Origin of the sequence: Candidatus Ichthyocystis sparus (assembly GCF_900078745.1) — a bacterium.
Taxonomy (GTDB): Bacteria; Pseudomonadota; Gammaproteobacteria; order Burkholderiales; family 2013Ark19i; genus Ichthyocystis; species Ichthyocystis sparus.
Genome location: NZ_FKII01000052.1, coordinates 1 through 14823 on the forward strand (window position 1 = coordinate 1; position 14823 = coordinate 14823).

Consider the following 14823-nt stretch of genomic DNA (forward strand, 5'->3'; position numbering starts at 1 on the left):
TTTTTATCGAAGCTGGATTGTGCTATTCGCGATGAAGTGGAGTCTATATTTAGCTTGGAGTGGGATAGAGTAGCTGATTCAGTCTTTGCCGAACTAGAAGATGGATCATTGGGTGATGTTGGTTGTGAAGATCTTGTTAATATTTTCGATGCTGTTAGTTCTCCCGTAGTAGCGTTTCCAATTTATCAAGGAAAAAAATATCAAAGACGTGAGGTAGGTAAAGGCAAGACTTTAGGAAGTGGCAGTAAATGTATTGAGGAGGGTACTGGTTCTGTTACCCAAAAATGTTTTGTAAGTAAGAGCGGGACATTAGATAGTGGTAAATGTGCAGAGGTTACGGAGTCAGGAAGTAGCACTAGTGATCTTACTTATCGTTTGGTTCAGCATGAACTATCTTCTCAACCTGAAAGTGAATCGTTACCTAAGCGTCATCTTCGCTCTGGGACGACATTAGGGTCTTTGTTGCTATTGAAGGAGAGTTCTGGTCAGTCTTCTTCTGGATTTGTTAAATCGCTTTTTTATAGACATGAACCTGCTACTGCTACTGCATCTACTGTGATTTCATCTACGCCTGCGATTTTATTAGCACCTTTATCTTCATCTCTATCTACTTCTGAGTCTCATACTCAATCCGGTATGAAATCAGGATTTTTGGTTTCGACAGTGGAAGGTGCTGCTTCTGATTTGGTGGGAGAAGATGAATTACATGCACCTGCACCGATAGTAGCTTCTGATATTCCCCCCTATTTGCCACCATTAGCTGAAGAGTTGGTCGAGGTTAGTGTTGTTTCTGCGTTGAGGGGGGTAGGGGATGATTCACTTTCGCCTTCCTCTTCACCTTCGATTGGGCCTTCCTCTTCACCTTCGATTGGGACTTCATCTCCATCTTTATCTTCATCTCCATCTGAATTAGGATTGGATGCTGATGTTTCCTCTTCCTCTGCAGAATCTGTATCGAATAGAGAAATTGTTGGGTCAGCTACGGAGGTTATTGTTTCTGAATCGGGAGTTTTAGTAGGTGAATTAACTCCTGTGTGCTCATCTGAGCAGCCAATAGTGCCAATTACTGTCTCTTCTTCTGTTTCTACTTCCTCTATTGGAGAACCTTCCACGACAGCTAGTAGTAGTTCTTCTGTTTATGTTTACGGACTTAAGAAAGCACTTATTATGAAATTTAAGAGTCCTTTTGAGGTATCTACTACTACTGGTAATGTCACTGCTGAACCTTCCTCTTCGATATCTATGAGTAGTAGTGTTGTTTCTGGGCCTTCCTCTTTTGCACCTATTGGTGTTGGTAATGTTCCGCTAGTGGCTACTGATACCGATACTGTCTCTGAGGATGTGGGAGTGAGATTAGCAGCATTGCTGAATCGAGGGCTTCCGTCTTCACCACCACCTGCCGGTGAATCTAGTGGTTCTATGAGAGGTGGTAGAGGAAGGTTGTCTTCTTCACATCCTGGTAGTGCTCAGAGAGTAAGAGGACGTAAAAGGAAAAGGAGAAGTTAATTTTTTGGTGATTTGAGTTGAGTGTTATTTTATGAATTGGGCTACAAGAGTAATGATGTGAGACTATGCGTATTTGCTATGTTGTGTGCGCTTCGTTGAGTGACTTCTTTTGCTTTTTTCATGCGATTTTAGTGTATGATTGTGATTCTTTATTTTGGCTATGGTCCTATTGTGGTGTTGTGTGAGTTCAGTGATTGTACTCACTCCTCTTCTGTGATTTTTGTGCGAGTTGATAGTAGGAATAGTAATAACAAATAATAAAAACAATAAGTAGAGGGTTGTTATGTATCCTGTATCCGCGGCCAGTAGTGCCTCTTCTGGTGTTGCTCCAGTTGACGATAATGGTGGTAATAGGGTAGGTACTGCGCAGGTTGGAGATTTGCAGGGGGTTGAGGCCTTTACTACTACTTCAACCACTGTTACTACTACAGGTAAGGGGGTGAGTACTAGGAATAGAGGTAAAGCTCCTGCCCCAAAACTTGGAGCTTCTGTTGCTGTTTCTTCTTCGCCTTTAACTGTTGATTCAGGTGTTTTGAGTTCACTCGGTGTTACGTTATCCCATGAGAGTGCTAGAACAATTGAAGATCTTTTTTTAAAAATGGATTTGTTTGCTAGACGTACTTACAAGAATATGGTGTGCAAACAGCTCCCATTAGGCATGAGTGATAAACTTACTTCGACTGGACAAGGTATTTGGTACTTTACCTATAGGTTAATGTGTGAGGGTAGTTTTGTATCCAGGTGTATTGGCGAGTACCATTTCAAGTACCGCCCTAATTTTATACGTGCCCTTCCTAGCATTCAAGTGTTATCGAATTCTCCTGACCGTGATGTGGTGCCATTGACTGGATATACGTTGTTAGATTTTTTATCTAGACTGGATTGTGCTATTCACAATAAGGTGGAGTCTATTTTTAGCTCTGGTTGGAGCGAAGTTTCTGTTGCTCTGGAAGAAGAGTCCTCTAATGCTGTTAGTTGCAAAGATTTTATTGATGTCCTCCAAGTTGCTGGTATCCCTAAATTAGCATTATCGCCAATGTTGATATCCACAGCAACAAGCGCAAGAAGAAGAGGCGCTGTAGAGTGTACGGCGTTAGGAGTTAGTGCTGCGGATCTTACACACTCTCCCTCTTCCAGTTCTCAATCATTACCGCCTCAGTCTCATCACAAATTGTTGTCTCGTACGCATTCTCAATCTGAGTCACTGTCACTCTTAGGACCTTCGTTGCCATTGAGAGAGGCTTCTAGTGTACCTTCTGAATTGGCTACTTTTTCTTCTGTTGTAGATTATGATAGTGAATCTTATTTTGATCCTACTGCAGTAAAAAAACACAAGGGTGGTGATAGTGTTCCTACTCATGCTGAGATAGGTGTTACTCGTTCTACCGTTGGTGTACCATCCTTTTCTGAGGCTAGTGCCATACCTTCTCCCACAATTCAATGTGTTGATTTGTTGGGTATTAAGTTACATCCTGATGGTGATAAATTGATTTGTAGGCTCTTTTGTGAAATTCGTAAATTTGCCAGAAATTCCTTCTCGCATTCGATATTTAATTATATTTCAACAATATTTAGTAGTGAACTTCCGTTGATTGGGAAGGCTATTTGGTTAAAAACTTATAGGGAACTGCATCTATCTAAATTTATGTGTAAGTTCATTTGTGTGTATCATTATAGGTATCATCCTAATCTTATACGTGCTCTTGATAGTATTCTAGTATTGTCGAGTTCCTCTGATAGTAGACTAGTTCCATTAAGTGGAGTTGAGTTGCTAGGTTTTTTATCGAAGCTAGATTGTGCTATTCGTAGGGAAATGGAGTCTATATTTGACTTGGGATGGAATGAAGCAGCTGATGGAGTTTTTTCTGAACTAGAAGATGGATTGTTGGGTGCCGTTAGTTGTAAAGATTTTATTAGAGTCCTCGATGTTGTTGGTGTTCCTACAGTAGCACTTTCAAATTCTCAAAGATACAATGAATTAAAGAGTCGACGGAGATATTCGGTAAGTAAAAAAAAGACTTTACCTAAGACGCATCTTCAATCTGAGACTCAGTCAAATTCTTTATTGCGATCGGAGGAGGATCACAATCAATCTTCTTCTAAGTTTGTTAAATTATTTTCCTGTAAGGATAAATCTGGTAGTGCATCTGTGATTGGTACTGCCTCTACCGTTGTAACATCACTTGGAGGTACAGGGTCTTCCTTGACTCTTGTTACTGAGCCCGTTGATGTGTCAGCTGTTTCTGATAGTAAGGGGGTGAGTACTAGGGGTGGAGGTAGGTCTCCTGTTCAAAAACATAGCACTTCTATTGCTGTTTCTTCTTCAGCCTCTACTGCTGATTCGGATGTTTTGAGTTTACTGGGCATTAAGTTATCTTCCGAGAGTGTTCAGATCATTGAAGGTCTATTTTTTAAAGTTAATGAATTCTCTAGACGTACTTACAATGATACGGTAAGCAAACAACTCCCATCAAGCGTTAGTAACAAACTTACTGTGACTGGACAGGCTATTTGGTACTTTACTTATAGGATGATGTGTGAAGATATTTTTGTATTCAAGTGCCTTGCTGAGTATCATGCTAATCATCGACCTGGTTTTATACGTGCTCTTCCTGACATTAAAGTATTATCGGATTCTCCTGATCGTAATATAGTTCCACTAGTTGGAGATGGGTTGCTGGGTTTTTTATCGAAACTAGATTGTGCTGTCCTTAGTAAGGTGAAGTCTGTTTTTAGATCTGATTGGGATAAAGCAGTTAGTGTGGTTTATGTTGCCCTAAGAGAGGAGTCCTTGAATGATGTTAGTTGTAAAGATCTTGTCGATGTCCTAGACATTGCCGGTATTCCTCCGTTAGCATTCACAGGCCTTGTGCGTTCTTTACCTTCCAGTTCTCAACCACTACCACATCGGTCTAATCCTGAGTTGTCACCTCGTGCACGTGACCAATCTGAGTCACAATTGTCTTCTGTTGGGGATTCCGCTGGTAGATTTTCTTCTGATCAATGTGTTGATTTGTTGGGTGTTAAGTTACATCCTGGTAGTGCTGAACTAGTTTATAAGCTCTTTTTTGATGTTCGTAGATCTGCCAGAATGTCTTTCTCGAATTCGATGCTTAATCACATCTTAACTACTGTGAATAGTGAACTTTCGGCTGTTGGTAAAGCTATTTGGTGCAAAACATATAAGGAACTGCATCTATCTAGATTTATGTATAGGTCCATTTGTATGTATCATGCCAAGTATCGTCCTGACTTTATACGTGATCTTGGTAGTGTTCGAGTATTATCAAGTTCCTCTGATTGCAGGCTAGTGCCATTAAATGGAGGTGAGTTGCTAGGTTTTCTATCGAGACTAGATTGTGCCATTCATGAGATAGTGGATTCTGTATTTAATTTGTTGTGGGATGACGTAGCTAATAGAATTTTAGCCGAACTGGAAGCTGGATCATTGAGTAATGTTAATTGTGAGGATTTTATCACGGTCCTCGATGTTGTCGATGTTCCTGTAGTGGCATTTTCGATTTCTCAAAGGTGCGTTAAAGTACGTGCGATTGGTGAAAATAGGACATCAGAAAGTAGCAGTAAATGTGCGGTTGAGTCTACGGAGTCGGGAAGTAGCATTATTGATCTTACTCATTCTTCTGTTACCTCTTTTTCACAACTTCAGTCTCAGCAGGAATCTTCTTTGCCTTTTGTTACTGAGTCTGTTGCTGTGCCAACTCTATCTGTCGATTCTTTTTTGAGCATTAGTGGGGATGTTTTAGTATCGACTGTGGATGTTTCTGCTTCTGCTTCTGCTTTGGGAGTTGGAGATGGATTATCTGTTGAACCTTCATCCTCGCTCTCGCCCTCGCCTGCACATGCACCTTCACCTGTACCTGTAGTAGCTTCTGATATCCCCCCCTATTTGCCACCATTAGCTGAAGATTTGGTCGCGGTTAGTGTTGTTTCTGCGTTGAGGGGGGCAGGGGATGATTCACTTTCGCCTTCCTCTTCACCTTCGATTGGGCCTTTATCTTCACCTTCGATTGGGCCTTCATCTCCATCTTTATCTTCATCTCCATCTGAATTAGGATTAGATGCTGATGTTTCCTCTTCCTCTACAGAGTCATCTGTATCGGATAGAGAAATTTTTGGTTTAGCTACGGAAGTTATTGTTTCTGAGTCGGGAGTTTTAGTAGGTGAATCAACTCCTGTGTGCTCATCTGAGCAGCCAATAGTGCCAATTACTGCCTCTTCTTCTGTTTCTATTTCCTCTATTGGAGAACCTTCCACGGCAGTTAGTAGTAGTTCTTCTGGTTATGTTCACGGACTTAAGAAAGCATTTGCTATGAGATTTAAGGGGCCTTTTGAGGTATCTACTACTAGTAATGTCGTTGCTGAACCTTCCTCTTCGATATCTATGAGTAGTAGTGTCGTTTCTGGGACTTCCTCTTCTGCGCCTGTGGGTGTTGGTAGTGTTCCGCCAGTGGCTGCTGCTACCGATACTATCGCTGAGGATGTGGGAGTGAGACTGGCAGCATTGCTAAATCGAGATCTTCCACCCTCACCGCCGCCTGCTAGTGGTTCTATGAGAGGTGGTAGAGGAAGGTTGTCTTCTTCACACCGTGGTAGCGCTCAGAGGGGACGTGGTCGTAAAAGGAAAAGGAATAGTTAATTGTGATAATTAATCTTACTTCCTTATTTATTAGCATTACATAATTTTATAAGCCCGATGTGCGCATGGTTTTGTTTTTTTTCTGTGTTTGGTTCGGTTGTTTTTTTATATGGTACATGATCAAATAGGAGTTGCTTGTTTTTTAGAGCTAATGGTTGATGGTGTGTTTAACATTGGTTGTTCAGTAGTTAGGTGGATTTGTGAAATTATAAATTTAATGTCGTTTACGAAGCACACACTGTTCTTAGTTTGTGAATATTTTGTGCATAATTTATGCTAATTTAGTGAAGGAGTTGTTCATAATAAAACCAGGATCCATATCGGATATCGGGTATTTGTGTTGTATGTAATGCATGATTTTCAAGGTTTTGTATGGTCTTTGTATAAGATACAAAGGTACTGTATGTCACGTGACCTGGGTAGATACTTGTCTTTTTTTATTGAATTGATGGAATTTCTACATTTTAAGTACATTGCAAATGGTATTTTAACACTTATGCCAGTGCTAATCTTCTGTACAGTAGGTTGTTTTGTGTAGTTAGTAGTATGTGTAAGTGGCGTATTTGCATTGTATTAGTTGTGTTGGTTAGCTGCCATGTATTGCTCTGTTTATACTTATTTATATTACTTGAATTTATTTTGCTATTTTTAATATAAAATATTTGTTGATGTTTGCTAAAAGCGTGTTGTTACGCACATTCTATCGGTGTACTTTTGCTTAGTTTTTAGTTAAATAACCAATTGATGTGCTGTGTTTTTTATGTCATTGATTGTTATTTATTGTGTGTAAATATTTGTTTTTTTTTTAAATTATGTACAAGCTACCATTAGTGGAGGGTAGTGTGCTTTGTGTATCGTGGTAGTTTTTGTGTGAATTATTTCATCAATTGAAATACAATAATTTGAGATACAAGAATGATAATATGTGGCCCGGTCTCCAATTATGTTTCCATTCGTGGTGTTTTCCACATTTACTTGTTGGTATGTACTTAATTCTTTTTTTCTGTAGAGTTGGTGTGTAAATTGTTACTAAGAATAATAAAATAAAGAGAGATTGTTATGTGTCCTTTGTCATCTGTAACCAGTAATGTCGCTGATTTTGTTGGTGCCCCAGATAGCGAGGATGATGGCGCCAACAAGGGAGGTACTGTACAGGGTGGTGATTTGCAGCAAGTTGAGGCTACTGCTCCAGCTGCTTCGACTGCTGCTGTAGGTAAGGGGGCGAGTACTGGGGGTAAAGGTAAAGCTCCTGCCAAAAAATTTGGTACTTTGGATGCTTTAAGTTTGCTGGGTGTTGTGCTATCTCCTGAGAGCACTCAAATAGTCGAAGGTGTTTTTATCAAAGCTGATGTATTGGCTAGACGCACTTATAGGAGTACGGTAGCCAAACAGCTCCCATCAAGAGTGAGTGAGAAACTTACCTTGACTGGACGAGGTATCTGGTACTTTACCTATAGGGCAATGTGCGAAGATAGTTTCATGTCCAAGTGTATCAGCGAGTATCACTATAAGCACCGCCCTGATTTTATACGTGATCTTCCTAGAATTCAAGTATTATCTGATTCTTCTGGTGGTAATCTGGTGTCGTTAACTGGAGGTGGGTTGCTGGATTTTTTGTCGAGATTAGATGGTGCTGTATATGATAGGGTAAAGTCCGTTTTTGGCTCTTGTTGGAGTGAAGTTTCTGTTGCTCTGGAAGGAGAGTCCTTGAGTGTTGTTAGTTGTAAAGATTTTATCAATGTCCTCGACGTTGCCAATATTCCACCATTAGCAATGTCGCCGATGTTGATAGCTGTGGCAAGAAATGCAAGAAGAAAGGGTCTTGCAAGAAGTAAAGACACGGTTGAGTGTGCGGCATTGGGGGTTAGTGCTACTGGTCTTGCACACTCTTCCCCTTCCGGTTCCCAATCATTATCATCTCAGTCTCATACTGAATTGTCATCTGCTATGCATTCTCAATCTGAGTCACGTGCAGAACCTTCGTTTCCATCAGGAGAGGTTTCTGGTACAACTTCCGAATTGACTCTGTTGTCTTCTGTTGAAGTTTCTTCTGACCTGATTGCAGCTAAAGTGCACAAGGATGATGGTGTTTCTACCAGTACTGATACAGGGGTTGTTCTTTCTGCTGTTGGGATGCCACCTATTCCTTCTGAGCTAGCGGATACCCTAACCTCTTCTGCAATTTCTTCTTCCTCCCCTTGTGTTTCACTGTCTGTTCAGTGTGTTGATTTGCCGGGTATTGAGTTACATCCTGATAGTGCTGAATTAATTAATAAACTCTTTCGAGAAGTTCGTAGGTTTGCCAAAAATTCTTTCTCGCATTCTATGATCAGTTACATCCCAAAGATATCGAGTAGTGAACTTACGGTGGTTGTGGAAGCTATTTGTTTCAAGACCTATAGAGAACTGCATCTATATAAATTTATGCGTAAATTCTCTTGTATGTATCACTATAGGTACTATCCTGATTTTATACGTACTCTTGATAGTATTCTAGTACTATCAAGTTCCTCTGATCCTAGGCTGGTACCGTTAAGTGGAGCTAGGTTACTAGATTTTTTATCTAGACTGGATTGTGCTATTCGTGAGGTAGTGTGGTCTACATTTAACTCTGAGTGGGATGGATCAGTAGGTGGAATTATTTCTGAACTAGAAGGTGAATCATTGAGTACTCTTAGTTGTGAAGATTTTATTAGAGTCTTTGGTGTTGTGGGTGTTCCTGCAGTATCACTTACAGTTTCTCAAAGATATTACACAACAGGAAATCGAAGACGTGCGATACGTAAAGGAGAGATGTCGGGAAGTGGTAGTAGTAAATCTGCAGTCGATGTTACGGGGTCGGGAAGTAGTACTGTTCCACATCTTCAATCTGAGACACTAACTGATTATTCTTCAGCCACTACTACTCCAATTACTACTACTGTAGGTGAGTGGGTGAGTACTAGGTTGGGTAGAGGTAGGGGACTTATACGTAAGGACCTTGCACAAAGATGTGGTACTTCTATTGCCGTTTCTTCTTCAGCTTCTGCTACAGGTAAGGTCTTGGTTGATGAGAGTGGTGGGGGAAGGTTTTATGCTCAAAAATCTGCTGCTGTTGTTCTAGATTGTTGTGCTCCGCTATGTGCTATGGTACTTCCTGGGTGTGCTCTGATGATTCAAGATCTCTTTTCTAAAGTTGGTGCGCTTGCCAGGGGTGTTTATGAGGACATGGTAAGCAAACATCTTCCACCAGAAATAAGTGACAAGCTTTCAGTGACTGAAAGAGCTATTTGGTACAGGACCTACAAGGCGACGTGTGAGGTTAGTTTTGTGTCCAGGTGTTTTGGTGAGTACCATGCTGAGCACCGCCCTGGTTTCGTACGTTCTCTTTCTAAAATCCAAGTATTATCGGATACCAGTGGTAGTTTGCTAGATTTTTTATTGGAGCTGGATTGTGCTGTTCGAAGAGAGATAGAGTCTATTTTTAACTCTTGTTGGAGTGAAGTTTCTGTTTCTCTGGAAGAGGAGTCATTGAGTTCTATTAGTTGTAGAAATTTTGTTAAAGTCCTTGATGTTGCTGGTATTCCCGAATTAGTGTCATCATCGACGAGGGTAGAGTCATCTATAAAGGAAAGAGGTAGTAAAGGTAAGAGAGTAGCATCAGCAACTAGTGTTGTAGACCTTACGCATTCTTCTCCTCCAAGTTCTCAATCATTACCATCTCAATCTAGTTCGCAATTGGGCTCCTCGTTGCCATCAGGAGAGACTTCTAGTGCGCCCCCTGAATTGACTCCGTCGATTGCAGCAAAAAGACATAAGGGTAGCGATAGTGTTCCTGTTACTACTCATGCTGAGGTAGGTACTGTTTGTACCGCTGCTCTTGGTGTGACGCCTGTTTCTACTGAGGCGAGTACTCCAACTTCTTCTTCGGTTTCTTCCTCTGGCGCTTCATTATCTGTTCAGTGTGTTGATTTACTGGATGTTAAGTTACATCCCGATAGTGCTAAACTAATTTGCGGTCTCTTTTTTGTTCTTCGTGGATCTGCCAAAAAATCCTACTCTAATGTAATAGGTCATCTCTTAAATACTGTGAGTAGTGAACTTTCTGCTGTTGGGCGGGCTGTTTGGTGCAGAACTTATAGGGAACTGCATTCACTTAGTTTTATGGCTAGGTGTCTTTGTCTCTATCATTCCAAGTGCCGTCCTGATTTTATACGTTCTCTTGCTGGTATTAGAGTATTGTCAAGTTCCTCTGATCGTAATCTAGTGCCATTAAGTGGAGGTGCGTTACTAAGTTTTTTATCGAAGCTGGATTGTGCTATTCGCGAGGAAGTGGGGTCTATATTTAGCTTGGAGTGGGATAGAGCAGCTGATTCAGTCTTTGCCGAACTAGAAGATGGATCATTGAGTGATGTTGGTTGTGAAGATCTTATTAATATTTTCGATGCTGTTAGTGCTCCCGTAGTAGTGTTTTCAATTTATCAAAGGAAAAAATATCAAAGACGTGTGGTAGGTAAAGTCAAGACCTTGGGAAGTGGCAGTAAATGTATGGAGGAGGGTATTGGCTCTGTTCCCCAAAAACATTTTATAAGTAAGAGCAAAACATCAGGGGATGGTGGTAAATGTGCTGCTGATGTTATGGAGTCAGTAAGACATGAATCATTACCCAGTGTTCATCCTCGATCTGATACGGAATTAGGTCCTTTGCTGCTATTAAAGGAGGGCTCTGGTCTGAGTCGAAAGCGTGCGATAAAAAGTAGTACTTCAGCTACAACAGGTCTCAGTTCTTGTGGCATCCGTTTTCGAAAAATTTTGCCCAAGCCTGATTCTGTAGTTTCTGATCAACGTGAGACACTTAAGGCTCTTGCCCAAAGACGAGGTACTTCTATTGCCGTTTCTTCTTCATCTGTTGCTACGGGCAAGGTGGTGGCTGCTGAGAGTGGTAGGTGGAGGTTTTCTGCTCAAAAATCTGTTGCTGCTCTAGATTGTGCTTCACTATGTGCTATGGTACTTCCTGGGTGCGCTCTAATGATTAAAGATCTCTTTTCTAAAGTTGGTGCACTTGCCAGAAGTATTTATGAAGACATGGTAAGCAAACAGTTTCCACCAGAAATAAGTGATAAGCTTTCAGTGACTGAAAGAGCTATTTGGTACAGGACCTACAAGGCGACGTGTGAGGTTAGCTTTGTGTCCAGGTGTTTTGGTGAGTACCATGCTGAGCACCGCCCTGATTTCGTACTTTCTCTTTCTAAAATTCAAGTATTATTGGGTGCCGAAGGTAATTTGCTAGATTTTTTATTGGAGCTGGATCGTGCTGTTCGAAGAGAGATAGAGTCTATTTTTAACTCTTGTTGGAGTGAAGTTTCCGTTTCTCTGGAAGAGGAGTCATTGAGTTCTATTAGTTGTAGAAATTTTGTTAAAGTCCTTGATGTTGCTGGTATTCCCGAATTAGTGTTATCGTCGACGAGGGTAGAGTCCTCTACAAAGGAAATAGGTAGTAAAGGTAAGAGAGTAGCATCAGTAACTAGTGTCATAGACCTTACGCATTCTTCTCCTCCAAGTTCTCAATCATTACCATCTCAATCTAGTTCGCAGTTGGGTTCTTCGTTGCCATCAGGAGAGACTTCTAGCGTACCCCCTGAATTGACTCTGTTGTCTTTTTCTGTCGGAGATCCTATGGGTGAGTCTTCTTCTGCTCCGATTGCAGCAAAAAGACATAAGGGTAGCGATAGTGTTCCTGTTCCTACTCATGCTGAGGTAGGTACTGTTTGTACCACTGCTCTTGGTGTGGCGCCTGTTTCTACTGAGGCGAGTACTCCAACTTCTTCTTCAGTTTCGATCTCTTCCTCTGGTGCTTCATTATCTGTTCAGTGTGTTGATTTGCTGGATGTTAAGTTACATCCTGATAGTGCTAAACTAATTTACGATCTCTTTTGTGTTCTTCGTGGATCTGCTAAAAAATCCTACTCTAATGTACTGGGTCATCTCTTAAGTACTGTGAGTAGTGAACTTTCTGCTGTTGGGCGGGCTGTTTGGTGCAGAACTTATGGGGAACTGCATTCACTTAGTTTTATGGCCAGGTGTCTTTGTCTGTATCACTACAAGTACCGTCCTGATTTTATACGCTCTCTTGCTGGTATTAGAGTATTGTCAAGTTCCTCTGATCGTAATCTAGTGCCATTAAGTGGAGGTGAGTTACTAAGTTTTTTATCGAAGCTGGATTGTGCTATTCGCGAGGAAGTGGAGTCTGTATTTAGCTTGGAGTGGGGTAGAGTAGATGATTCAGTCTTTGCCGAACTAGAAGATGGATCATTGAGTGATGTTGGTTGTGAAGATCTTATTAGTATTTTCAATGCTGTTAGTGCTCCCGTAGAAGCGTTTTCACTTTATCAGAGGAAAAAATATCAAAGACGTGTGGTAGATAAAGGCAAGACTTTGGGAAGTGGCAGTAAATGTATGGAGGAGGGTACTGTCTCTGTTCCCCAAAAACGTTTTATAAGTAAGAGCAAAACATCAGGGGATGGTGGTAAATGTGCTGATGTTATGGAGTCAGGAAGACATGAATTATTACCCAGTAGTCATCCTCGATCCGGTACGGAATTAGGTTCTTTGTTGCTATTAAAGGAGGGCTCTGATCAATCTTCTTCTGGATTTGTTAAATCGCTTTTTTATAGATATCAACCTGCTAGTTTATTTGCTGCTGATACTGTTTCCACTTCTAACAAGTCTTCTTCGCAAATTGGTGATGATGTTTCAGTCTCTACTAAGGATAGTGCTTGTTCTGAGTTTGGAGCCTTAGCAGGTGAAGCATCTACTGCGATTTCATCTACGCCTGCGATTTTATCAGCATCTTTATCTCCATCTCCATCTACTTCTGAGTTTCGTACTCAATCTGGTGCGCAATTAGGATTTTGGGTTTCGACAGAGGAAGGTGCTGCTTCTGATTTGGGAGAAGATGAATTACCTGCACCTGCACCTGCACCTGCTGCACCTGCACCTGCGGTAGTAGCTTCTGATATCCCCCCCTATTCGCCACCATTGGCTGAAGAGTTGGTTGCAGTTAATGTTGTTTCTGCGTTTGGGTGGTCAGGGGATGATTCACTTTCGCCTTTATCTTCACCTTCGATTGGGCCTTTATCTTCACCTTCTATTGGGCCTTCATCTCCATCTTTATCTTCATCTCCATCTTTATCTTCATCTCCATCTGAATTAGGATTAGATGCTGATGTTTCCTCTTCCTCTACAGAGTCATCTGTATAGAATAGAGAGGTGGTAGAGGAGGGATGTCTTCTTCACATCGTGGTAGTGCTCAGAGAGGACGTGGACGTAAAAGGAATAGTTAATTGTGGAATTAATTTTACTCCTTACTATTAGTGCCACATGATTTTATGTGTTTTCTGTATAGGGATGTTTATTTTTATACGATAAATTTACCGATGGTTTTAGTTAATAACTTTTTTATACCAATAAATTATACAATTTGTATACTATCAACTATTCCTACTGCCATTTGATGGCTAATTTAATTTCCTTAACATATTATGTTTTTTTCTCGTGTACAGTGAGTGATTGTATATAACATAATCCAAAAATATGATCTTTTATCTTAGCACTACAACTTTGTAATACGAAGTGTATTGAGTAAAATGTTCCTCAGTGATATTAATTTATTCGGCCCATAATGGAGCCGTGATGTATTTGTTATATGATCAATGGTTAAATATGTAAGATTTTTTTATGTGGTACTAGTGCTATCCACTGTAAATTAATTAAAAAAGATTCATTGAAAATCTAATATCGTACATATAGAGCTAATTTCTTAATTTTTGAGTTTTTTGTTGGAATACCATCAATCAATCATAAAATTTGCATACGAGAATCTATGCTGGATATTTATATCATACATGATAAATTCTTGTTGAGTTTACATGATTTTTTATACTAAATATTAATATGTTATATGCTATGCAAATTGGGTAGTTTTTTATTGAATTTCTAGTTAACACAACATCGTAAAATATTGGTCGATGTTATCAAGTGAATCGTTGGTTGTATTCTGTTTTATTAATGTTAAATAATTTATATTTTGTACGTTATATATTGATAATTTATCAATGAAATTAATTGTTATTTAATGGATGTAAATATTTGTTTTTTTAAGTTTATATGTGGGATACTGTAGTTTGCTAGAAGTGTTTTTTCCTTTGTACATGGTAACTACTACTTTTGTGGATGTGTGTGTTATTTTATGAATTGATCTACAAGACACACGATGTGCTACTGGACTACTAGTGATGTTGTGAGTGTTTTTTTAAGTGACTCTACTTACTTCTTTTCCGTAATGTTGGTGTGTGGATTAATGGTAGGATGTTAAAACAAGAAATGATCAAGGAGAGGTTGTTATGAATATTATTGATTCACATTAGTTAAGTTAAATAATTGCTAAGTTAATACTTATTGTTAATACTTTGTTTATTCAATTAATTATTATTTATTGGGTGTGGTTGTTTGTTTTTTTAAGTTATATACCATAGCAGATGATAGGTTTATTTGGCTTTGTTTGTGGGATATTTTGTGTGTGTGTGATTTATTTCATGAATAGAGTTACAAGAATGGTAGTGTACAGATTTTCTTTTGACTGTTAGCACATTTGTGGCTTTGCGTGCATTTAGTCACTAGGT

Annotated in this window: 3 protein-coding genes; all 3 read left to right on the plus strand. The window is 39.9% G+C overall.

Annotated features, from left to right (window positions below):
- A partial coding sequence (locus tag A6733_RS08925; protein ID WP_176696775.1) for a hypothetical protein occupies nt 1-1506 on the plus strand: 1506 nt, incomplete at its 5' end.
- A 283-nt stretch (nt 1507-1789) separates the two neighbouring features.
- The gene (locus tag A6733_RS05165) at nt 1790-6163 is read left to right on the plus strand and encodes a hypothetical protein (protein ID WP_092460567.1); all 4374 of its coding nucleotides are present in this window, start codon (nt 1790-1792) and stop codon (nt 6161-6163) included.
- 1059 nt (nt 6164-7222) lie between these two features.
- On the plus strand, nt 7223-13402 hold the full coding sequence (locus A6733_RS05170) for a hypothetical protein (RefSeq protein WP_092460569.1): 6180 nt from the start codon (nt 7223-7225) through the stop codon (nt 13400-13402).
- Nucleotides 13403-14823 lie beyond the last annotated feature (1421 nt).